Annotated in this window: 16 protein-coding genes and 1 pseudogene; 2 read left to right on the top strand and 15 right to left on the bottom strand. The window is 71.5% G+C overall.

Translation table 11 applies throughout. The annotated features are described in order from the left end of the window. Window positions 1-56: 56 nt before the first annotated feature. From AB0917_RS10925 to AB0917_RS10900, 6 genes are all read right to left on the bottom strand, one after another. On the bottom strand, window positions 57-1,844 hold the full coding sequence (locus AB0917_RS10925; protein ID WP_366819191.1) for an ABC transporter ATP-binding protein: 1,788 nt from the start codon (window positions 1,842-1,844) through the stop codon (window positions 57-59). A gap of 46 nt (window positions 1,845-1,890) precedes the next feature. Continuing rightward, window positions 1,891-2,940: an iron-siderophore ABC transporter substrate-binding protein gene (locus tag AB0917_RS10920; protein ID WP_366819190.1), complete on the bottom strand. Its 1,050-nt coding sequence runs from the start codon at window positions 2,938-2,940 to the stop codon at window positions 1,891-1,893. 151 nt (window positions 2,941-3,091) lie between these two features. After that, complete coding sequence (locus tag AB0917_RS10915) at window positions 3,092-3,955, bottom strand: ABC transporter ATP-binding protein (protein ID WP_366819189.1); 864 nt, start codon at window positions 3,953-3,955, stop codon at window positions 3,092-3,094. 77 nt (window positions 3,956-4,032) lie between these two features. Continuing rightward, entirely contained in the window at window positions 4,033-5,142 is a 1,110-nt protein-coding gene (locus tag AB0917_RS10910) for an iron chelate uptake ABC transporter family permease subunit (RefSeq protein WP_366819188.1), read from the bottom strand. After that, window positions 5,139-6,197, bottom strand: coding sequence for an iron ABC transporter permease (locus tag AB0917_RS10905; RefSeq protein WP_366819186.1), 1,059 nt, complete (start codon window positions 6,195-6,197; stop codon window positions 5,139-5,141). Before AB0917_RS10905 ends, AB0917_RS10910 begins: the two co-directional genes overlap by 4 nt. Before the next feature lie 132 nt (window positions 6,198-6,329). Next, window positions 6,330-7,685, bottom strand: a complete 1,356-nt coding sequence (locus tag AB0917_RS10900; RefSeq protein ID WP_366819185.1) for a SidA/IucD/PvdA family monooxygenase — start codon at window positions 7,683-7,685, stop codon at window positions 6,330-6,332. A 472-nt stretch (window positions 7,686-8,157) separates the two neighbouring features. On the opposite strand from AB0917_RS10900, the gene AB0917_RS10895 reads away from it, so the two are divergent. Together AB0917_RS10895 and AB0917_RS10890 are read left to right on the top strand one after the other, a co-directional pair. Next, a complete protein-coding gene (locus AB0917_RS10895; RefSeq protein ID WP_366819184.1) occupies window positions 8,158-12,402 on the top strand; it encodes a bifunctional nitrate reductase/sulfite reductase flavoprotein subunit alpha in 4,245 nt (1,414 codons plus the stop codon). 139 nt (window positions 12,403-12,541) lie between these two features. Continuing rightward, complete coding sequence (locus AB0917_RS10890) at window positions 12,542-12,919, top strand: metalloregulator ArsR/SmtB family transcription factor (RefSeq protein WP_366819183.1); 378 nt, start codon at window positions 12,542-12,544, stop codon at window positions 12,917-12,919. Window positions 12,920-13,012: 93 nt separating this feature from the next. On the opposite strand, the gene AB0917_RS10885 is transcribed toward AB0917_RS10890, so the two are convergent. The 9 genes and pseudogenes from AB0917_RS10885 to AB0917_RS10845 form a co-directional block, all read right to left on the bottom strand. Then, the gene (locus AB0917_RS10885; RefSeq protein WP_366819182.1) at window positions 13,013-13,948 is read right to left on the bottom strand and encodes a GNAT family N-acetyltransferase; all 936 of its coding nucleotides are present in this window, start codon (window positions 13,946-13,948) and stop codon (window positions 13,013-13,015) included. Beyond that, window positions 13,945-16,290, bottom strand: a complete 2,346-nt coding sequence (locus AB0917_RS10880; RefSeq protein WP_366819181.1) for a heavy metal translocating P-type ATPase — start codon at window positions 16,288-16,290, stop codon at window positions 13,945-13,947. The genes AB0917_RS10885 and AB0917_RS10880 overlap by 4 nt, the downstream gene beginning before the upstream one ends. A gap of 119 nt (window positions 16,291-16,409) precedes the next feature. Continuing rightward, window positions 16,410-16,631: a heavy metal-associated domain-containing protein gene (locus tag AB0917_RS10875; protein WP_366819180.1), complete on the bottom strand. Its 222-nt coding sequence runs from the start codon at window positions 16,629-16,631 to the stop codon at window positions 16,410-16,412. Beyond that, entirely contained in the window at window positions 16,624-17,820 is a 1,197-nt protein-coding gene (locus AB0917_RS10870) for a pyridoxal phosphate-dependent aminotransferase (RefSeq protein WP_366819179.1), read from the bottom strand. The genes AB0917_RS10875 and AB0917_RS10870 overlap by 8 nt, the downstream gene beginning before the upstream one ends. Window positions 17,821-17,823: 3 nt before the next feature. Continuing rightward, entirely contained in the window at window positions 17,824-18,351 is a 528-nt protein-coding gene (locus AB0917_RS10865; RefSeq protein WP_366819178.1) for a FixH family protein, read from the bottom strand. A 32-nt stretch (window positions 18,352-18,383) separates the two neighbouring features. Continuing rightward, a complete protein-coding gene (locus AB0917_RS10860) occupies window positions 18,384-18,659 on the bottom strand; it encodes a hypothetical protein (protein WP_366819177.1) in 276 nt (91 codons plus the stop codon). After that, window positions 18,652-20,586, bottom strand: coding sequence for an ABC transporter ATP-binding protein (locus AB0917_RS10855; protein WP_366819176.1), 1,935 nt, complete (start codon window positions 20,584-20,586; stop codon window positions 18,652-18,654). Before AB0917_RS10855 ends, AB0917_RS10860 begins: the two co-directional genes overlap by 8 nt. Beyond that, the gene (locus AB0917_RS10850) at window positions 20,583-22,274 is read right to left on the bottom strand and encodes an ABC transporter ATP-binding protein (RefSeq protein WP_366819175.1); all 1,692 of its coding nucleotides are present in this window, start codon (window positions 22,272-22,274) and stop codon (window positions 20,583-20,585) included. The genes AB0917_RS10855 and AB0917_RS10850 overlap by 4 nt, the downstream gene beginning before the upstream one ends. Before the next feature lie 284 nt (window positions 22,275-22,558). After that, window positions 22,559-23,194, bottom strand: a pseudogene (locus tag AB0917_RS10845) (phosphoribosylglycinamide synthetase); the annotation flags it as partial.

The following is a 23,194-nucleotide window of genomic DNA, read 5'->3' as shown; positions in this document are numbered from 1 at the left end:
CGGAGACTCAGCACCCTTCCGAGGCATTCACTTAGCCCAACCTTACTGAGGCTTACCTAACTACCTTCGCGCCATGCGCGCCACAGCCTCGCGTACATTCCGCCCAGGGCCACCAGCTCCTCGTGGGTCCCCTCCTCCACCACGCGCCCCGCGTCCAGCACGGCGATCCGGTCCGCCGCCATGGCCTGGGTCAGCCGGTGGGCCACGAAGAGCGTGGTGCGCCCCGCGCACGCGGCCAGCACGGCGCGCTCCAGCTCGGCGGCGCCCTCGCTGCCCGCCTCGGCGGTCGACTCGTCCAGGACGACCACCGGAGACCGGCTCAACACCAGCCGGGCCAGCGCGACTTGCGCGACCTTGGTCACATCCAGGCGCTCACCGCCCTCGCCGACCACGGCGTGCAGCCCGCCGGGCAGCAGCTCGACCCACCCGTCGGCGCCGACGGTCCGCAGCGCGTCCCTCAACTGCTCGTCGCTCGCCTCGGGTGCGGCCAGGCGCAGATCGTCGGCGAGCGGCCCGGAGAACACGTGGGTCTCCTGGGTCAGGATGCTCACCAGGGACCGCGCCTCGGCCTCGTCGAGCCCCGCCAGGGACCGCGACCCGATGCGTACGGTCCCGGACTGCGGGGTGCCGATGCCGGCGATCAGCGCGGCCAGGGTCGACTTCCCGGCGCCCGTCGCCCCCACCAGCGCCAGCGACCCGCCCGCGGGGACGGACAGGTTCACGTTCCGCAGGACCGGCTCCTCGGTGTCCGGATAGCTGAAGGTCAGGTCCTGCACCGTCACCGCGTACGGCACGTCCTCGGCGCGGGCGACGGAGGCGTCGCCCACCAGCCGCTCCTCCGCCGGCTCCCCCAGCACCCCGACCAGACGGGTGAGGCTCGCGCCCGACTTCTGCGCCTCGTCGAAGGTGAACATGATGGCCCCCAGCGGGGTGAACAGCCGGTGGAACATCAGCGGGGCCGCCGACACCTCGCCCAGCGTGGCGGCGTCGGCCTCCAGCAGGGCGTACCCCACCACCAGGATCAGCACGAGACCGATGAACTCGGCGCGGTTCTCCCGGCCGACGAACCGGCCGAAGAACCGGAAGACCTCGACACCGAGATCGCGCACCCGCCACGACTCGGCGGTGACCTTCTCGCGGACGTCGTCCTCCAGGCGGTACGCCCGTACCGTGTCGATCCCGTCGAGACCGCTGATCAGCGCCTGGGCGCGGTCGGCCTGGGCGATGCGCTGCCTGCGGTAGAGCGGTGCGGACCTGGGCAGGTACCAGCGCAGGGCCAGCGCGTACGCCGGCAGGGCGCAGGCCCCGGCCAGGCCCAGCCGCCAGTCCAGGCCGAACATGCCGAGCGTGGCGACGGCCACCAGCACCCCCGCCGAGAACACCGTCGGGACGGCCTGCCGGATGCCCTTGGACAGCACGGCCACGTCGTCACCGACCCGGGAGAGCACATCGCCCCGGCCGACCTGTTCGACGCGCGCGCTCGGCATCCCCAGCACGGCCCGCACGGCGCTCTCCCGCAGCCGCGCGAGGAGCTCCGCCCCCAGCCGCCCGATCAGATAGGTGGAGGCCGCGGTGGCCGCCGCGCCGAACAGCGCGGCGGCCCCCATCAGCACCCCGACCGTGACGAGCACCGAGCGCGACTCGCCACCGACCACCCCGTCGACCACCCGGCCCAGCAGGAGCACGGGGACCACCTGGAGGGCGGCCCCGGCCACGGTGGTGAGCACGGTGGAGAGCGTCAGCCAGGGGGCTCCGCGGCAGTGCGCCGAGACCCACCCGGTGGCCTCCCGCCCCGTCGCCGTACGCAGCTTCGTGGTGGCCACGGGGGTGTCGGTGGCTGTCACGTGATCGCCGGTCCTCGGTGGGGAAGGGGCGGTTCGGCCGCCATCGCTACCTGGCCGCCTTCACGAGCTCGTCGATCGCGTACGGCAGGGAGAGCAGCGTGCCCTGGGACATGGCGGCACCGATCGCCGGGCCCTCGCTGTCCAGCAGGTACGACACCTTGCCGTTCTTGACGGCGGGCAGGTTGGCGAACAGCTCGAACTTCTTGAGCGCCTCGGTGTCGGCCTTGTCGTTGATGACGAAGATGCGGTCGACGTCGATCAGGTCGATGCGCTCGGGCGAGAGCTGGGTGGAGAAGTTGCCGTCGGCGATCTTGTCGATCTCGGTCTGGTACGTGAATCCGCTGCCCGTCACGAGCTGTCCGCGCACATCGGTGGAGGTGAACGGGTGCACCGCGTCCTTGTACCAGGAGAGCGCGACGGCCTTCTGCTCCGCGAACCCGGGGTTGGCCTTCCTGGCCGCGTCGAGCTTGTCCTGGATGCCCTTCACCAGCTCGGTGCCCTCGGACTCCTTGCCGAGCGCCTTGGCGATGTGCACCGCGTTGTCCTGCCAGGGAGCGCTGAAGGGCTCCTTCTCGGCCTTGGTGCGGCCGACGGTGGGCGCAATCCTGGAGAGCTTGTCGTAGGCGGCCTGGTCGACCTCGGAGTAGACCGCGATGATCAGGTCCGGCCGCAGGGAGGCGATCTTCTCGTAGTTGGGGCCCGCGTCACCGTTGTTCATGATGACCTCGGGGCGGGTGTCGCCCCACTTGTCCTTCACCCAGGGCCACTGGGTGTTGATGTCGGGGGTCCGGCCCACCGGGTTCGGGTACTGGTCGACCATGCCGACCGGCCTGATGCCGAACGCCAGGATGGCCTGGTCGTCCGTGTACCCCACGGAGACGACCCGCTCCGGAGCCTTCTCGACCTTCGTGGATCCGAACGCGTGCTCCACCGTGACCGGGAACGCCCCGGTGGCGGCGGCTGGGGCGTCGTCGCTCTTCTTCTCCTCCGCGTCGGAACCGCATCCCGCGAGGAGGCCGACGCCGAGGGTCGCGACGGAAAGTGCCGCAGCCGGCCGCTGCCACGGCTTCACACGCGTCGTTCGATGGAGAAGCATCCGGTATCCCTTGCTTTCGCGCTGTCCACTGCGCCCCTGTACGAGGGCGTGCAAACCCTAACCCGCCCAAGTGAGGCTAGCCTAGCCTTACTTCGAGGTACTGCCCGTCCAGGGCGAGCCGACGGTGCGGCCAACCCCCTTGCCGGCGCGTTCACTTCACCGGACAGCCACCCACCGGTTCGAGCCGCACGTGCGTACGTCCGATGGGGACGATGAGCGGCCGGTCGCCCACCGGGTCGTCGATCACCATGGCCCGCAGCCCGAAGGCCTCGCGCAGCAGTTCGGCGGTGATCACATCACGCGGGTGCCCCTGCGCCAGGATCGAACCCGCCCGCATCACGATGAGGTTGTCGCTGTAGCGCGTGGCGAGGTTGAGGTCGTGCAGCACCATGACCACGGTGCATCCCGACTCGTGCAGGTCGTCCACCAGGTCGAGCACGTCGATCGCGTGCGCCAGGTCCAGATAGGTGGTCGGCTCGTCCAGCAGCAGCAGATCGGTGCCCTGGGCCAGGGTCATGGAGATCCAGACGCGTTGACGCTGGCCGCCGGAGAGCGAGTCCACCGGACGGTCGGCCAGGTCGGCGACCCCGGTCATGGCCAGGGCGCGCTCCACGACACCGGCGTCGTCCGAGGACCACTGCCGCAGCCAGCTCTGGTGCGGATGACGCCCCCTGGCGACCAGGTCCCCCACCGTCAGGCCCTCGGGCGCCACGGGTGCCTGCGGCAGCAGACCGAGCTTCTTCGCCACGTCCCTGGTCCTGAGTGTGACGATGTCCTCGCCGTCCAGCACGACCGTCCCGCCGGTCGGCTTGAGCAGACGCGTCAGGGTACGCAACAGCGTGGACTTCCCGCAGCCGTTGGGGCCGATGATCGTGGTGACCACCCCGGGCGGGATCGCCACGTCGAGACCGTCGATGACCGCCCGTCCGCCGTAGCCGACCGTGACGCCCCTCGCCGCCAGCCGTGGAACGTCCTCGGCCTTCGACCGGGCCTCGGTGATGAACTGAGCGACCACAAGCACCCCCTGAATTAAGGCTCGCCTAACCTTAGCGTCTCCGGCGGGAGTTCACCCCGGAACGTCGCGGGCCCCGCCTAGCGGAGGTTCGCCCGCACCAGCAGGTAGACGAGGAACGGACCGCCGATCGCGGCGGTGACCACACCGACCGGAAGGGTGATCGGCAGCGCCGTCCTCGCGATGAGGTCCGAACCGATCAGCAGCAGCGCCCCCAGCAGGCCGGAGGCGACCATCGGCGGTGTCGGGACCCTCGCCAGCCGCATCGCCACCTGGGGCGCCACCAGCGCGACGAACGGGACGGGCCCCGCCGCGCTCACCGCCACGGCGGCCAGCAGGACCGCGCAGAGCAGCAGGACGGCCCGTACCCGGGTGTACCGCACGCCCAGCCCGGCGGCCACGTCGTCACCGAGGTGCATCGGCTTGAACGGGAACGCGGCGGCCGCCACCACGGCCAGCAGGACCAGCGCCCCCCAGAACGCGACCCGCACCTCGTCCCACGACCGGCCGTCCAGCGAGCCGACCAGCCACGCCTGGGCTCGCGCCACGTCCCTGATGTCGGCCGACACCAGGAGCCAGGTCGTGATCGCCTGCATCACGGCGCTCACCGAGATGCCGATCAGGATGAGCCGGAAGCCGTCGATCCCGCGCCGCCACGCCAGGAAGTAGACCAGCAGCCCCGTGCCGAGCCCGCCCAGGAGCGCCGCCGCCGACAGCCCCACCGAGCCGACGACCGCCGCGGCGGCCCCGCCCGACACCGTCACCAGGAAGACCGCGACCGCACTGGCCCCGCTGGTGATCCCGAGGATGTCGGGGCTGGCGAGCGGATTGCGGGCGACGGACTGGGTGATCGCCCCGGACACGCCCAGGGCGATGCCCACGATGAGACCGGCCAGGGCGCGCGGCATCCGCAGGTCCGTCACGACGAACTCGTCGATCTGTTCGCCCTGGCCCAGCAGGGTGGTGACCACCCGCGACAGGCCGATGGGGAAGTCCCCGACGGCGATGGAGAGGCAGAACACCAGGAAGGCGCCGGCCGCCAGCACCAGCGTGACCAGGACGAGCCAGGGCCGCCAGACGAACGACACCTGCCCGAGCCGCACGCCGGCCGCCAGGGCCGGGTTCGCGCCTGACGGGTTCGCGGCGGCCGGCTTCAGGTCCGTCCCGCTCGTACGCCCTTGTCTCTTCATGCGCTCCTGAACTTTCCTCGCCACACCAGAACCGCGAAGAACGGGGCGCCGACGAGGGCGACCACGACCCCCGGTTCCAGTTCACCGGGGCGCACCACCAGGCGCCCCACGATGTCGCAGACCAGCAGGACGACGGCGCCGAGCAGACCCGCGTACGGCACCAGCCACCGGTAGTCGGGGCCCGTCAGATACCGGGCCACATGGGCGACCATGAGCCCGAGAAAGGCGATGGGTCCGCACGCCGCCGTGGCCGCGCCCGCCAGCAGGGTGATGGCGACGATGCCGACGGCCCGGCTCAGCACGATGTTGACGCCCAGCCCGCGCGCCACGTCGTCGCCCAGGTTGAGCAGGTTGAGGGAGGGCAGGGTGCTCAGCGCCAGGACGAGCCCGACGGCGATGAAGCCGGTCACCGGCCAGATGACGTCGAACCCCACCCCGGACACGGAGCCCGCGTTCCAGAACCGCAGCGCGTTCAGCGACTTCTGGTCGGTCAGCGCGACCGCCGTGGTCATCGCCATGAGGAAGACGGTGATGCCCTGCCCGGCCAGGGCGAGCGTCAGCGGATTGCCCGCTCCCCGGCCGATGCTCGCCAGGCCGAAGACGACGACGCCGGCGACCGCCGCCCCCACGAAGGCGAACCAGACGTACTGGAACGGGTCGGTCAGGCCGAACACGGCGATCACCGACACCACGGCGAACGAGGCACCGCTGTTCACCCCCAGCAGGCCGGTGTCGGCGATGGGGTTGCGGGTGTACCCCTGGATCAGCGCGCCGCCGACGCCCAGGGCGGTGCCGGCCACGATCGCGAGGACCGTACGGGGCACCCGGACGGTCCGCACGATGAGCCTGATCTCGGTGAGCCGCTGATCGGAGTCGGCCGCCGCGAACAGCCCGTGCCAGACCTCGGCGAGGCTGAGCGCACGGGCCCCCACGGCCAACGACAGCGCGGCGACGAGCACGAGGAACGCCACCAGCGTGCCCAGTCCCACAACCCGCCTGCGGCGGACCTCTGTTGCACCCCTGGGCACGGGGCGCTCGACTGTAGTCGTGCTCATATGGACGTACGTTATCCCTACTGATCCACCGGGGCTCATGGCCGGCCGTGCGGGCGCACCCCGCGGCCGGGTGCGCCCGTACGGCCGCTCGTGCTGGGTCCTGAACCGGTTCTTCGGGCCCGGAAAGCCTCTCTAACCGACGGCGCTGCCCGTGCCGTCGGCGACCGGGCGGGCCTCGTCGGAGGTGGACTTGAGGCTCCGGTCGAGCAGGGAGTCCAGGATCTCGCCGACGCGTATCGCGGTGTTGGACAGCAGCGACGTCGTGATGCCGTGCGTGTGCTCCGTACCTCCCTGGAGATAGATTCCGCAGTTCAGGGCGGGGTCGGTGGCGATACGGTAGTCGCGCTCGACCCGGACACGGCCCTCGTCGTCGAGCAGGCAGCGGTCGGCGACCTCACCGAGGTGGGCGAGCGGGTCGGCGGGGCTGTAGCCGGTGGCGAACACCACGATGTCGGCGTCCAGGGGCGCTTCCTCCCCCGTGACGAGGGATTTCACGGTGGTACGGACGCCGTCGGGCCTCTCCTCCACGTCGGTGACCCGGGACACGTTGAGGAAGCGCAGCCGCTCGGTACCGAGGACCTTCTCCCGGTACATCTGCCGGTACAGGTCGTCGATCAGGTCGATGTCCACCACCGAGTAGTTGGTGTTCCCGTGGTAGGCCATCAGCTGGCTCTTGACGCCGTCGGGTGCGGCGAAGTAGTCGTCGACCGCCCCGGGGTCGAAGATCCGGTTGGCGAAGCTGCTGTCGTCGGCGGGGCTGTAGCCGTAGCGGGAGAAGACCGCGCAGACCTCGGCCTCGGGGAAGCGGCGGTGCAGGTAGGCGACGTTCTCGGCGGCGCTCTGCCCGGCGCCCACGACGACGAACCGCGAGGGCGAGGTGCCCTCCAGCGCCTCGACGTTGCACAGCAGATCGGAGTTGTGCCAGACGCGGTCGCCACGCCGCACGCCCTCCGGCAGCACAGGGCGCAGCCCGGTGCCGATGACGAGGTTGCGGGCCCGGTGCACTTCGAGGCCGCCCCCCGACCGGACGGTCACGTCCAGGTACTCCACGGTGCCCTCGTGGACGAAGGGCGTCACGGAGACGACCTCGTGTCCGTAGGAGACCATGTCGTCGACCTTGGCCGCGGCCCACTCGAAGTAGTCGTGGAACTCCACGCGCAGCGGGAAGAGGTTCTTGTGGTTGATGAAGTCGACCAGCCGGTTCTTGCTCTGGAGGTAGCAGAGGAAGCTGAACTCGCTGGCCGGGTTCCGGAGCGTCACCAGGTCCTTGAGGAAGGAGACCTGCATCGTGGCGTCGTCGATCAGCATGCCACGGTGCCAGCCGAAGCTCGGCTGCTGCTCGAAGAAGTGCGCGGTGACCGGCCCCCGCCCTCCGACGCGTGTGTTGTGCTCTCTGAGCGCGATCGCCATGGCCACATTGGAAGGGCCGAAGCCGATTCCGATGAGGTCGTGGACCGGTGGTGCGTCGCCAGGATGAACCTGTGACATGTCACTCCCATCGTGCGGGAAAGCCGCCTGTCAGGCGCCGAGGGCAGGGGGGCGAGACGGGCACGCCGACGAAGCGGCCCGCAACCCAACTTAGGTGAGCCTAAGCTAATTGGATCGAGGCTGTCGAGAGGGCCGGACGGCTGCCGATCACCTGATGTGCCGTCAATTGGGTTACGGAAAGGCCTTATTGACAGACATGGTGAGTTGTGCGTCACCAGGTGTGATCGCGATCCGGGGTTCGGGCTGCGCGGTGATGCGCCGGCCCGCTCCCCCTCGGACCCTTTCGCCTCACCAGGGAGCCGGGCGGCCTCACACGCTGACGCCGGCAGGTGTGCGTGAGCCGTAATCCCAGGCGTTCCCGGAGCGTGACGGGGTGGAAACCCGGCCTTTCTACCGTGCTGCTCATCAGGCTGCCCGCAGCGGACCGCGCGGGCCGGCACATGAGGTACGCAGACCGGGAGGTGGAGGTTCGGTGCCGGCTGATGCGGAGAAGGACAGCGTCCGTACCGTCTGTTCGTACTGCGGGGTCGGCTGCGGCATCGTGCTCGACATCACGCGGGACCCCGTCGACGGCCGCCGCCGCGCGGCCAGGGCGTCGGGGGACAAGGAGCACCCCGGCAACTTCGGCCGCCTGTGCACCAAGGGGGCCACGAGCGCGGACATGCTGGCCGCACCCGGGCGCGTGTCGAAGGCGCTGGTGCGGGCCGAGCGCGGGGCCGAGCCCGTGGGGACCGACGTGGACGAGGCGATCACGGCGGTGGCCGGCCGACTGCGGGCGCTCCTGGACGAGCACGGCCCGAACGCGCTCTCCTTCTACGTGTCCGGGCAGATGTCGCTGGAGGCGCAGTACCTGGCCAACAAGCTGGCCAAGGGCTTCGTCCGGACCAACCAGATCGAGTCGAACTCGCGGCTGTGCATGGCGAGTGCGGGAACCGGTTACAAGCTGTCGCTGGGGGCGGACGGCCCGCCCGGCTCCTACCAGGACTTCGACCGTGCGGACGCCTTCTTCGTCATCGGCGCCAACATGGCCGACTGCCACCCGATCCTGTTCCTGCGCATGATGGAGCGGATCAAGTCGGCCGGGGCCAGGCTGATCGTCGTCGACCCGCGCCGCACCGCCACCGCCGACAAGGCCGACCTCTTCCTGCAGATCAGGCCCGGCACCGATCTCGCCCTCCTCAACGGCCTTCTGCACCTGCTCGTCCGGAACGGCCACACCGACGAGGAGTTCATCGCCGAGTTCACCGAGGGCTGGGAGGAGATGGCCGGCTTCCTCCCGGACTACCCGCCGGAGAAGGTCGCGGAGATCACCGGGATTCCGGAGGCCGACATCCGGCGGGCCGCGCGGTGGATCGGCGAGGCCGGCGCGTGGATGAGCTGCTGGACCATGGGCCTGAACCAGTCCACGCACGGCACCTGGAACACCAACGCCCTGATCAACCTGCACCTCGCCACCGGGGCCATCTGCCGCCCGGGATCCGGCCCGTTCTCGCTGACCGGCCAGCCCAACGCCATGGGCGGCCGGGAGATGGGCTACATGGGCCCCGGCCTGCCCGGCCAGCGTTCGGTCCTGGTCGAGGCCGAACGTGCCTTCGTCGAGAACCTGTGGAACATTCCCGAGGGCTCGCTGCGGACCGAGGTCGGGCGCGGCACGGTGGAGATGTTCGAGCAGCTGGCCGCCGGGGAGATCAAGGCGTGCTGGATCATCTGCACCAACCCGGTCGCCTCGGTCGCCAACCGCAGGACCGTCGTCGCCGGGCTGGAGGCCGCCGAACTCGTCATCACGCAGGACGTCTTCGCCCAGACCGAGACCAACGCGTACGCCGATGTCGTGCTGCCGGCCACGCTGTGGGCGGAGTCCGACGGGATCATGGTCAACTCCGAGCGGAACCTCGCCCTCGTCCAGGGGGTCGTCGACCCACCGGGGCAGGCGCTGCCGGACTGGCAACTGATCGCCCGGGTGGCCTGCGCGATGGGATTCGCCGAGGCGTTCACGTACGCCTGCGCCGAGGAGGTGTTCGAGGAGCTCAAGCAGGCCTGGAACCCCGCGACCGGCTGGGACGTGCGCGGCGTGAGCTACGAGCGTCTGCGCACCACGCCCGTGCAGTGGCCGGCGCCGACGGCCGACGGCCCGGACCGCAACCCGGTCCGCTACCTCAACGACGGCGTCAGCCAGACCCTCCTGGAACGCGAGGACGGCACCCGGCCCCGCCTGGCCTTCCCCACCGCGAGCGGACGGGCCCGGTTCTTCGGCCGCCCCCACCTTCCGGCGGCCGAACTCCCCGACGACGACTACCCGTTCGTCCTCACCACCGGGCGCCTCCAGCACCAGTGGCACACGATGACCAGGACCGGCAAGGTCGCCAAGCTGAACAAGCTCGATCCCGGCCCGTTCGTCGAGGTGCACCCCGAGGACGCCGCCGCTCTGGGTGTCGCGGCGGGCGACCACCTGGAGGTCGCCTCCCGCCGCGGCCGGGCCGTCCTGCCCGCCGTGGTCACCGACCGGGTCCGGCCGGGGACCTGCTTCGCCCCGTTCCACTGGAACGACCTGTTCGGCGAGTACCTCAGCATCAACGCCGTCACCAACGACGCCGTCGACCCGCTCTCCTTCCAGCCCGAGTTCAAGGCCTGCGCCGTCGCACTGGCCCGGACGGCCGCCCCCGTACCGGCCACCCACCCGGACTCCCGGCCGGAGAGCGCCCCCGTGCCCCCCGCCGACCCCGTCCCCACCGCGACAGCCTCCGCCGACCCGCCCGTCCACGCGCTCGCCGCCCTCTTCGGCATCGCCGACCTCGCACCCGCACCGATGGCCGAGGCGGAACGCCGCTACCTCGCCGGCTACCTCTCCGGGCTCGCCGTGGCCCCACCCGACGGGCGCGTCCCCGTCCTGCCCCCGGACGCACCCGTCGACCCGGGCCACGCCTTGTGGGTGGACGGCGTGCTCGCCGGCATGTTCTCCCGTACGGCCGAGGCCGCCGCTCCCGGCCCCGGGGCCCCGCGGACCGGCACCACGGCGGCCGAGCCGGCCGTGCCGGACCGCCGTCTGCTCGTCCTGTGGGCCTCCCAGACCGGCAACGCCGAGGAGTTCGCCGCGGCCACGGCCGCCCGGCTCACCGGGGCGGGCCGCGCCCCCGAGCTGCTCCCCATGAACGACGTGTCCCCGGCCCGGCTCGGCGCCGGCACCGACGTACTCCTGGTCACCAGCACCTTCGGGGACGGCGACGCCCCCGACAACGGCGCCGGCTTCTGGCGGACGCTGTCCGACCCGGAGGCCGGGCGGCTGGAGGGAGTCCGGTACGCGGTCCTCGCCTTCGGGGACTCCTCCTACGAGGACTTCTGCGGCCACGGCCGACGCCTGGACGAACGCCTCGACGCCCTCGGCGCCACCCGCCTCGTTCCCCGCACCGACTGCGAGCCCGACTTCGAGGAGCCGGCCGGGCAGTGGCTCGGGCAGGTCGTCGCCGCCCTGGCCACGGCCGACGGCCCACGGCCCGAGCCCTCCGACACGGCCGAGGCTGCCGCCCCGCCACCCACCGCCCCCGTCGCCGCAGCCCCACCGGCCACCGCGACCGCAAAGCCCGCTCCCGTACCGGCCGGCCACAGCAAGGCGCAGCCGTTCGCCACGCTCCTCGTCGGCAACAGGCTGCTGAGCCTGCCCGGTTCGCAGAAGGAGGTCCGGCAGTTCGCCTTCGACACCCGTGACGGCGAACTCGCCTACGACGCCGGAGACGCCCTGGGGGTATGGCCGGCCAACGGCGCCCCGCTCGTGGCCGAGTGGCTCGCCCTCACCGGGCTCGGCCCCGACGAACCCGTCGACCTGGGCGACGGCGCCCCGGTCCCCCTCGAGGAGGCGCTCCGCACCCGCCTGGACATATCGCGCATCTCCCCCGCGCTGCTCAGGTTCACGGCCGAGCGGACCGGCAGCCACGAGCTGAAGCGGCTGCTGCGCTCCGACAACAAGGACGCGCTGGCGAAATGGAGCTGGGGCCGCCAGGCCGCCGATGTCGTCGCCGCGTACCCCGTCCGCGCCTCCGCGGCGGAGTGGACGGGTGTCCTCAAGCGGCTCCAGCCCCGCCTGTACTCCATCTCCTCCAGCCCGCTCGCCCACCCCGGCGAGGTGCGCCTCACCGTCTCCGTCGTCCGCTACACCAACGACCTCGGCCGGGACCGCAAGGGGGTCTGCTCGACCTACCTCGCCGACCATGCCGACGACGGCCCGGTCCAGGTCTTCGTACGGCGCTCACCGCACTTCCGCCCGCCCTCCGACCCCGCCACCCCCATGATCATGGTCGGCCCCGGAACCGGCGTGGCCCCCTTCGTCGGCTTCCTGGAGGAGCGCCGGGCCCGCGGCCACACCGGCCCCAACTGGCTCTTCTTCGGCGAACAGCGCCGGGCCACCGACTTCTACCACCGCGAGGAGCTGGAGGCCTACCAGGCGTCCGGCCACCTGGACCGGCTCGACCTCGCCTTCTCCCGCGACCAGCGCAACAAGATCTACGTCCAGGACCGCATGCGCGAACACGGCCCCCGCCTGTGGCAGTGGCTCCAGGACGGGGCCCACCTCTACGTCTGCGGCGACGCCTCCCGCATGGCCAAGGACGTCGACCAGGCCCTCACGGACATCGCCGCCGCCCACGGCGGCCTGGACACCGACGAGGCATCCGCGTACGTGAGGCGCCTGGCCTCGGAGAAGCGCTACGTCCGCGACGTCTACTGACGCCCGGACCGCGACCGGACAGCGGCACCGCCACGGCCGCGGTCCTCCGCCCACCGGATCTCGGCGGGCGACGTGTCGCCCCTGGCGCCGCACGCGCCGACCCCTGTCAGCCTGATTCGAAATATGTCAATATAGAGCGATGAGCAGGAAGAGAGCACTGTCCACGCCCCCGTTCACCGACGGCCGCGCGGTGGAGCCGTGTTGCCCACCGCTCTCCGAGCGCCCTCTGAACAGCGAAGAGGCCGAAGTGGCCGCTCAGCTGTTCAAGGCCCTCGGCGACCCGATCCGCCTGCGCCTCCTGTCCGCCGTCGCGTCGCACAAGGACGGCGAGGCCTGTGTCTGCGACATATCCGATGTCGGGGTCTCCCAGCCGACGGTCTCCCATCACCTCAGGAGGCTGAGGGAGGCGGGGCTCCTGATCTCCGAGCGCCGGGGCACCTGGATCTACTACCGGGCCGACCCGGTGACTCTCGCGGCGCTGGGACGCATCCTCTCCGCGGCCTCCGCGAGGGCGTGACCGGCGGCCGGTGGACTTGGGCCCCCGGCCGGCCGCCGGCCCTGCCGACGCTCATCTGCTGGGCGCCTCACACCGTCGTACGGCCTTCCCGGCTCACCCGGGCGGGCGGACCTCATGCGGAGTCAGCCCGGCCAGCCCCGCCCCTCGGAAGGGGCGCACGTCCACGTCCCGCGCACTGAACAGCTGGCCCAGCAGCGGCGCCGACACGGCCGCCGCCTCCCCGGCCGCCTCCCCGTAGGAGAGCAGCAGCGCGGGATCGGACAGGGCCGCGAAGCCCACCACCCGGTCGGCCTGGTGCGACCCGCTGCCTGGCTCGACCGATTGGCCGGGCACGGCCGTGAAGCCGAGCCGGGACTTGAAGCTGAACAGCCCCGCGTTGCCCAGGTGCCCGTAGAGGTTGACGTCCCGGCCGAGCGTCGTCCAGCGCCTCCCCCGCAGCCTCGCCTGACGCATCGTCTCCCAGTACAGGACCCGCGAAAGGCTGTCGGTGCGCTGTCCCGGTGTCACCGCCGAGAAGCGCGCTCGCATCTCCTCCCGGTCGGCCAGGTCCTCGTTCAGACAGGCCCCCACCAGCGCGGTGCCGCTCCGGACGGTGATCGCGCAGTAGGCGTCGGCCCGGTCGAGCATGCCGGCCCGCTGGTGGACCGCGACCGGCCACCCGTGCCGCATGCCGGCGATCTGCCGCTCGTACAGTTCGATGAACTCGTCGAGCAGTTCGGGGGTCAGGGGCTCCGTGCGGATCAGGAGGCCCGCCCCGGACGCGCGCCGGAAGGCGGAACGGATGTCGTAGCGGTCCTTGCCGGAGAGCGTGGCGAGGTAGGCGTCCTCGAAGTCCAGCACCTCCGCCTGCCACATGATCACTTGGGGTTTGGGGTGGAAGCCCGCCTCCCGCAGCCGCGTCCAGGTCTCGTACGGGGGGTCCTGCACCCTGACGACGTCCACCTGGCGTTCGTAGTCGCGCCACCGTCCGCTCAGCGCCTGGTCCACGTCGACGAGGGCCACCGGCAGGCCCAGGGACCGGGTGATCACGAGACGCCCGCGAGGTCCTTGGGGGAGGCCGGCGCGTCGGCCGTCCTCGTCCTCGCCCGGGAGCGGCCGCCGTCCGCCTGGGAGGAGGAGGTGAAGCGGCGCAGCCGCAGGCTGTTCGTCACCACGAAGATGCTGGACAGCACCATGGCCGCCGCGGCGATCATCGGGTTGAGGACGCCGGACGCGGCGAGGGGAATTCCGGCGAGGTTGTAGATGAAGGCCCAGAACAGGTTGCCCTTGATCGTCCCGAGGGTGCGCCGGGACAGGCGTACGGCGTCGGCGGCGTCTCGCAGGTCGCCGCGGACCAGGGTGATGTCGCTCGCCTCGATGGCCGCGTCGGTGCCCCCTCCGATGGCGATGCCCAGGTCCGCCTGGGCGAGGGCGGCGGCGTCGTTGATGCCGTCGCCCACCATGGCCACGGTGCGCCCCTCCTCCTGGAGTCGGCGGACGACGGCCGCCTTGTCCTGGGGAAGGACCTCGGCGTGGACGTGGGTGATGGCCATGTCGTCGGCGATGCGCCGGGCCGCCCCGGCCCGGTCGCCGGTGAGGAGTACGGGCGTGAGCCCGAGCCTGCGCATCTCGTCGATCGCGGAACGGCTGGTGGGCTTGGCCTCGTCGGCGACGAACAGCAGGCCGCGCACCTCTTCGTCCCAGCCGACCGCCACGGCTGTCCGGCCGCTGTTCTCCAGATCGTCCAAGGCCTTGCGCAGGCCGTCCGGCAGCTCCATGCGCTCGCCGACCCAGCTCGGCCGGCCGACCATCACCTCGCGCTCCCCCACGCGGCCCACCACACCGAATCCGGCGCTGGCACGGAACGCGTCGACCTTGGGCAGCACGGGTGCCACCTCGGCGGCCGCGGCGGTCACCGCCGTCGCGATGGGGTGTTCGGAGGCCTGCTCCAGCGCGGCGGCGAGCGTCAGCAGTTCGTCGCGGTCCGTCCCCTCCCCGTACTCCGTCGCGACGAGCCGCATCCGGCCCGTCGTCACGGTGCCGGTCTTGTCCAGGACGACGGTGTCGATGCGCCGGGTCGATTCGAGGATGTGCGGTCCCCGGATGACGATGCCCAGTTGTGCGCCGCGCCCGGTGCCCACGAGCAGGGCGGTGGGGGTGGCGAGCCCGAGGGAGCAGGGGCAGGCCACCACCAGGACGGCGACCGAGGCGGTGAGCGCGGCGGCCGCGCCTCCTCCGTTGCCGATCCAGAATCCGGCGACCGCCACGGCGATGCCGATGACGACGGGGACGAACACGGCCGCGATCCGGTCGGCCAGCCGCTGGACCGGGGCCTTGCCCGCCTGCGCCTCGGAGACCAGCCGGCTGATGTGGGCGAGCTGGGTGTCGGCCCCCACCCGTTCGGCGCGGACCACCAGGCGACCGCTGGTGTTGACGGTGGCTCCGGTGACGGCGTCGCCCTCGGACACCTCCTGCGGCACGCTCTCCCCGGTCAGCATGGAGACGTCCACGGCCGACGCGCCTTCCACGACCCGTCCGTCGGTGGCGATCTTCTCTCCCGGACGGACCACGAAGAGGTCGCCGACGCGCAGTTCGCCGACGGGGACGGCGACCTCCTGGCCGGCCCGCAGGACCGTGACGTCCTTGGCACCGAGTTCGAGCAGGGCCCGCACCGCGCTGCCCGCCCGCCGCTTGGCCCGGTGCTCCGCGTACCGGCCGACCAGGACGAAGAGGGTCAGGGAGGTGGAGACCTCGAGGTAGATGTGGTGCGATCCCTGCCCCGGTGTCGGGACCATGAGGAACGGCATCCGCATGCCGGTCACCCCGGCGTAGCCGAAGAAGAGGGCGTACAGCGACCAGCCGAAGGAGGCGAGCACTCCGATGGAGACCAGGGAGTCCATGGTCCCGGAGGCCTGACGGAGGTTCTTCCAGGCGGCGGTGTGGAACGGCCAGGCCCCCCAGACGGCGACGGGCGCCGCGAGGGTGAGGGAGAGCCACTGCCAGTGGTCGAACTGCAAGGGCATGACCATGGCCATGGCCATGACCGGCACGGTGAGGGCGAGGCAGACCAGGATGCGCAGCCGCATCGCGGCCAGTTCACGGTCGGCGGCGGCGTCGGCCCCCTCACCGGGCCCCTCCGCCGGGGCGGCGGCCTCGGGCGGTGGGGGCAGGGCGGCGCTGTACCCCATCTTCGTGACCGTGTCGATCAGTGCGTCGACGGTGTGCCGGTCGTCGAAGCTCACATGGGCGCGTTCCAGGGCGAAGTTGACCTCGGCCGTCACGCCGTCGAGTCGGTTCAGCTTGCGCTCGATGCGGGCGGAGCACGCTCCGCAGGTCATACCGCCGATGTCGAGCGTGACTACGGCTGGTGCCGTCGTGGCGGTGCCGGCCATGACTGCGGTCTCCTTCGGTAGGGCGGGTCAGAGGGGTGGCAGGGCTCTGCCGAGCAGCCAGGCCAGGCCGAAACATCCGACGAGGGCGGCGGCGTAGAGCGTGAGCCGGACGGAGGGGTTCACGCCGCGGTTCCCGCGAACTCGTATCCGGTGCGCTCGACGGCCGAGCGGACGGACTCGGGGGTGACGTCGTGCGGGGAGGTGACGGTCACCCGGCCGCTTCTGTGGTCGACCGTCACGGTGGTGTCCTCGCCGAGGTCGGTCTCGATGGCCGTACGGATGCGCTTGGCGCAGCCCCCGCAGGTCATCCCGCGGACCTCGAAGACGGTGGCCTTATCCATGGTGTGCTCCGGTTCCGGTGGACTTCAGGTAGGTGCCGATGCGGTCGAGGGCGCGGACGATGTCCTCGGTGGCGACCCCGTACGACAACCGGACGTGGTCCGGGGCCGCGAAGTCGTTGCCGGGCATGACCGCGACTCCGGCGTGTTCCAGCAGGTCGCGGGCGAAGGTGGCGGCGTCGTCGCCCGGCCGTGTGCACAGGGCGCCGATGTCGGCGAAGGCGAAGAAGCCGCCCTGCGGCGGGGCCGTCAGCCCGATCGGCGGCAGGCCGAGGATGCCGTCGCGCATGATCGTGCGCCGTTTGCTCAACTCCTCTGCCCGCCTGGCCAGTTCCGTCTCGGTGCCGTCGGTCAGCGCGGCGAGCGCGGCGTACTGGGAGATCGAGGAGGGGGCGGAGCTGGTGTGGCCCTGCACGGCCGTGAGGGCGGCGGCGACGGGGAGGGGCGCCGCCGCGAATCCGATGCGCCACCCCGTCATCGCGTACGTCTTGGAGAAGCCGCCGATGGTGACGGTCCGTTCGGCGATCTCCGGGCCGAGCGAGGCGACGGCGGTGAAGGACGCGCCGGCGTGGACGAGGTCTCCGTAGATCTCGTCGGTCACGATGACCAGCCCGTGCTCCACGGCCACCCGTGCGAGGGCCAGGAGTTCGGAGCGTTCGTAGACCACGCCCGTGGGGTTGGACGGGTTGTTGAGCAGCAGGACCCTGGACCGTGGGGTCAGGTGGGCCCGCAGCGCCTCGGGGGTGAGTTTGAAGCCGGTGCCGGCGGTGGGGACCGTCACCGCCGCCGCACCCGCGAGAGCGATCATATGGGGGAAGCTGACCCAGTACGGGGCGGGGAGGATCACCTCGTCGCCGGGCTCGCACAGGACGGTGAAGACCTGGGCGAGTGCCTGCTTGGCGCCGTTCGTCGTCACGATCCGCGCCGCGTCGTAGGGGCAGTTCCAGTGCTCCGTCAGGCGCCGGGCTATGGCCTCCCTGAGAGGCCGGACACCGGCGACCGGCGTGTACCGGGTACGGCCCTCGGCGATGGCCCGCCGGGCTCCGTCGGCCGCCTGGCGCGGGGTGGGGAAGTCGAGTTCGCCGCCGGTGAGGTTGATGATGTCGGCGCCGTCGGCGATCCGGGCCTTGATCTCGGCGTCCAGGGCCGCGGTGCTGGACGCGGGCAGCGATCGTGCGCGGCTGCTCAGCACGGGCTAGCCCTTCGCCGTCAGGTCGAACGCGGTGGTGGACGCTTCGCCGGAGGCGGGGGTGACGGTGACGGTGATCCGCCAGTCGCCCGCCATCCCCAGGACGAGCTTGGCCTCGTAGCCGTCGCCCTTGGGGCGCGCCGTCTGGTTCCCGCCCTTCATCTTCATGTTGGGCATCTCGGGGTTGATCTCGACCTTGGCGCCCGCCACCGCCTTCCCGTCGGCGTCCTTCACCGTGACGCCGGCCGTCCCGGCCGATCCCCCGCCGGTGGGCGGGCAGGGGGCCACGGTGAGCGTGACCTCCAGACCCGCGTCGGACTTGGTCGCCCGGCAGTCCTCGTCCAGGTCGGCGGCCGGGGCCGACCCGCCGGCCGCGTCCGAGGTGCCGGCGCAGCCGGTCAGGAGCGCGGCGGCCAGGAGCACGGCCGCGGCGCCGGCCCGGCGCGCGGCTCCCCGGGGGGTACGGGGCCCGGCCGGGTACGCCGCGGTCGTGGCCTCTCCGCCAGGCGGGTGGGGGGCCGTGCGCCAGGTCATGTGTCCTCCTCGGGACGTGCGTACGGTGGTGGTCAGCCGCAGCAGGACGACTTCTTGGGGGCCGCGGCGCCCTCGGGCTCCGACGCGGCGGGCTTGGGACCGCAGCACGAGGCCTTCTTCGGCTCGGCGGACGCGTCGGCAGCCGGCTTGGGGCCGCAGCAGGAGGAGGCCTTCTTCGGCTCGGCCGGGGCCTCGGCCGCCGGCTTCGGCCCGCAGCACGAGGAAGCCTTCTTCGGCTCCTCCGCGGTCGCGGCCGGGGTCTGCTGGGTGGCGTTCCAGAACATGTTGCCGAGGCTGGTGTCAGACATGGGCGGTGTCCTTTCCGGGGGTGTTCTTTCCGGGGGTGTTCTTGTGGGTGCGGCCCTCCTGGGCGTCGCACAGTTCGGTGAGCCGCCCGCCCGCGGTGAACAGCTCCACGGGCAGGCCGGATTCGACGATCCGTCCGTCCTCGATGACGAAGACCTGGTCGAGGTCTTCCACCAGGGGGAGCCAGTGCGCGACGACGACGGCCGTGCGGCCCTCCAGCAGGCGGCGTATCGCGGACAGGACGAGCCGCTGGCGTTCGGGGTCGACGCTGGAGACCGCCTCGTCCAGAACGATGACGCGGGGGTCGGCGAGCATCGCCCTGGCCAGGGCGATCAGCTGCCGCTCACCGACGGAGAGCCTCGAGCCCCGCTCGCCGACGCGGGTGCCGTAACCGTTGCGCAGGCCCATGACGGCCTCGTGCGCGCCGAGGGCCTTCGCCGCGTCGATCACCTGCTCCTCCGTGGCGCCGGGGCGCCCGAAGAGGATGTTCTCGGTGACGGTGCCGTCGAAGAGCTGGGCCTCCTGGGTGACCAGGAGCACCTGTGAGCGGACCGACGCGCTGCTGATGCCGGTCAGGTCGTGCCCGTCGATGCTGACCGTGCCGCCGGTCGGTGTGTAGAGCCGGACCAGCAGTTGCATCAGGGTGCTCTTGCCGGCGCCGCTCGTTCCGACGATGCCGATGTGCTCTCCGGGCTCCGCGCGCAGCGTGATGCCGTGCAGGACGTCGGGGCCGTCCCCGTAGGCGAAGGTGACGTCCTCGAAGGCGACGGCGCCCTCGACGGGCGGCAGGGTTCCGGCGCCGCTCCGCTCCTCCTCCAGGTCCAGGACGTCCAGGATCCGGCGTGCCGAGGTGGCGATGTCGGACGACTGGCCGAGCTGGTGGGCGAGGTCGCGGACGGGGTTGAGCATGCGCTTGACGAAGAGGGCGAAGGCGGCGAGCGTGCCGGCGGCCAGCGCCGTGCCGGACGCCATGCCCATGGACGCCATCATCGTGTCGGTGCCCATCAGCATCCAGGTCATGGGCATCATGCCGGCGGCCATGTCGAAGAAGAAGCCCGAGCCGAGCTGGTGCCCGTTGATGATCTGCAGGCCGCCGAAGAAGATCAGCAGGCCCAGGGCGAGGAAGACGCTGAATCCCAGGTGGGAGGTGAGCCACAGGCGTTTGCGGGAGAGCCGGTTGTGGACCGTGCTGTACTCCTCGGACCGCTTGCGCAGGTCGGCGAGGACGGCCTCCTCCTGGCCGAAGGAGCGGATGTCGGCCAGGCCCTCGATGCGCTGGTCGAGGTAGCCCACCATCTGGTCCCAGCCTTCGCGCTGCTTCCGGGTGTCGGGGCGCAGCCGCTTGGTCCACACCACCGCGATCCACACCATCAGGGGGATGGTGACCAGGGTGGGCAGCGCCACGAGGGGGCTGAGGGCGAGGAGGAAGACGGCGAACGCGAGGAACCAGATGACGCTGTTGGCCACTTCCATGAGGGACTTGGTGAGGAAGCCGCGGAACCGGTTGGCCTCGAAGAGCACGCGGGTGACCCATTCGCCGCTGGCCTGGGAGACGTGCCGGGAGAGCTGCACGTTGTGCAGGCGTACGACCAGGTCGTTGCGGATGGTGACGGACAGGCTCTCGTTGATCCGGATCATCGCCGAGTTGTAGACGATCCGGATGATGTTCTCCGCCACGGTCAGCACGACCAGGTTGATCGCGGTGGACCGTACGGCGCTCATGTCACCGATGACGATCTGTCCGATACCGGCCATCACGGTGTACATGACGGCGATGGTGGCGATGGAGTTCAGGATGGCCATCAGTGTGGCGACGCTGAGCCAGAACCAGTGGGGCCGCAGGTAGGGCAGGAATCTGCGGGCCGCCTTCATCAGGGCCTGCCGGGCTTCCCTGCCCTCCAGGGGGACCTCGTTCGAGGTGACGGTCATGAAGCCTTTCCTCCCTCCGGGGCGGTCGCCCCGGCGAGCGACGCCACGGCCTGTGCCGGGGGTTCCGGGAGGGCGAGGCTGACGGTCCGGTCGACGTAACGGGTGACCGCGGGCTGCTGGGAGGCGATGATCAGGGTGCGGCCGTTGCGCACCTTGAGGATGGTCCGCAGCAGCGCGGCCTCGGTCTCCGCGTCCAGGTTCGCCGTCGGGTTGTCGAGCAGCAGGACGTCGGGGTTGACCAGCAGCGCCCGAGCGAGGCCTATGCGCTGCCGCTCCCCCGCCGACAGGTCCAGGGTGCTGGCGCCGAAGCGGCGGCCCAGCGGGATGTGCGAGAGGCCGGCGGCCGTGACCGCCTGCGCGACCTGCTCGTCCGTGGCGTCGGGCCGGACGAAGTGGACGTTCTCGGCGAGGGTGCCCTCGAAGACCCACTGCCGCTGGGGCAGGCACACGATGTGCCGGCGCAGGCTTTCGGGGGTGTACGCGCGGGCGTCGACGCCGTCGTACGTGACGGTGCCGCCGTCCGGGTCGCGCAGCCGGGCCAGGACGTGCAGGAGCGTGGACTTGCCGCTTCCGGTCGGGCCGGTCAGGGCGATGACGGCGCCCGGCTCCACGTGGAGGTCGACCTTGTCCAGGACGCGGCGGCCGGCGACGTCGACGTCGATGCCCCGGATGTCGACGGCGCCGATGGCCGGGACGTCGGTGCGTCCGTCGTGGCCGGCGATGACGGAGGGGGCGTCCATGACGCGCAGGAGGCGCTGGGCGGTCACGACGCTCCGGAAGGCGCCGTTGGTGTGCATGGCGAGCATGTGGATGCTCATCTGGAACATCATGACCAGGGCCACGACCGCGACGAGGTCGCCGACCGTGCTGGTGCCGTTGAGCACTCCCTGCCCGCCGACCCACAGGGCGATCGGGGTGGGCAGACCGCCGATGACGTTGAGGATCGCCTCCCACCGGCTGTAGGTGCGCTTCATCTGGCCGTCACGCGCCGCGTGCGCCTGGTTGACCTTGTCCAGGCGGTCCGAGGCGTCCGACTCACGGCCGTAGGACTTGACGACGTTGATGTTGGCGAGGGATTCGCCCACCCCGCTCAGGAGCTTGGTGAACTGGCCCTTGAGCTCGGTGAAGGCCTTCTGCAGGCGGAGCTGGACGGTGAAGTTCCCGATGATGACGAAGACCATCGGGATGACGGCCAGCAGCGTGGTGCGCGCGTCGATGACGATGGCCGTGACCAGCATGGTGAGCGTGACGAGCACCTGGTTGAGCAGTTCCAGCAGACCGCCGTTGGTGAGGCCGCGGACGGAGACGGCGTCCGAGATCAGGCGGGTGAGCGCGCGGCCGCCGGACGCCTCGGCGATGTCGGCGGGGCCGAGGTGGATGAGCTTGCGGAAGAGGTCCTCCCGCAGGTCGTTGACGGCCTTGCTGGCCACGGAGAACCTGATGCGCTTGCCGAAGTGCAGCAGGGCGGTGGTGGCCGCGCCGGCGAGCAGGACGCCCAGGGAGGTGTAGAGCAGGGTCTCTGTCGCTCCGCCGAGGACCCCGACGTCGATGGCGTACCGCGTCAGGAGCGGCACGGCGATGTTGCCGAGGAGACCGAGGAACATGACCACGGTGGCGATGGTCATCTCGCGGCGGTAGCGCAGCGGGTAGCCATAGATGAAGCGCAGCGCGCGTAGCGAGTCGTTCAACGTCGAGCCCCCTCTTGGTGGTCGGGTCGGGTGGTCGGTCCGAGCGGGCCGCACCCGGAAGGGTGCGGCCCGCCGTCATGCCGCTGGACTAGTCGCAGCAGGCGCAGGCGCAGCCGCACTCGGTGCCGTCTTCCGCGACGTCCTCGTTGCCGCTGGTCTCGCAGCAGCCGGAACCGATCATGTCGTCGGCCATGGCATCTCCCTTCTCGTTGATTCGATACTTTCAAAAGTATCGAATCACGACGCCCTAGGAGCGTCAAGTGGTCGGACGGCAAAGCGAGTTGTCAGCAGCAGCTGGTGTGTGCCCGGTCGACGGAACCTTCGTCGACCTGCTCGTCCACCCGTCGGACGGCCAGCTGCGCCATGACGTGCGCGAGGTCCCGCTCCAGTTGCTCCGGGCTCTCGCCGGCCAGCACGATACGGCCGAAGGCTCCGCCGCGCGGGTGGCCGACCGGCAGCACGGACGCGCCCGGTGCGACGTCGAACTCGACGAAGGGCGGGTGCGGGGACTCCAGTCCGCCGAGCGAGCCGACGGCGGCGGCGTCGTAGTCGATGCGCCCCGCCTCCTCGAAGACGATGCTCCGGTACAGGCCGCAGGCGGCGTCGGCGGGCGCGGGCTCCCCCTGCCGGCCGAGAGCGGCTTCGGCGGCGACGAGGCTCGGCTCCCAGCCGGTGGTGGACCGGATCATCTCGACGGCCTGGCCGCCGGGGACACGGGGGTTGATCTCGCCCGCCCGCCAGCCGTCGGCGGTGAGGGTGAACTGCAGCGCCGCGACCCAGTCGTCCAGGCCGACCGCGCTCAGGGCCAGCTCCACCAGCCGGTCGAGCTCACGCCGGTCCGCCCCGTCGAGCGCGGCGGGGAAGCGTCCGCCGACCTTGACGAAGGTCGGCGGCGGCCCCACCTCGCCCACGACCCCCCA

The sequence above is a fragment of the Streptomyces sp. NPDC007346 genome (genome assembly GCF_040703535.1).
Classification (GTDB): domain Bacteria; phylum Actinomycetota; class Actinomycetes; order Streptomycetales; family Streptomycetaceae; genus Streptomyces.
Note: the sequence above shows the minus strand (reverse complement) of the source record. Positions and strands in the feature narration are given on the sequence as shown.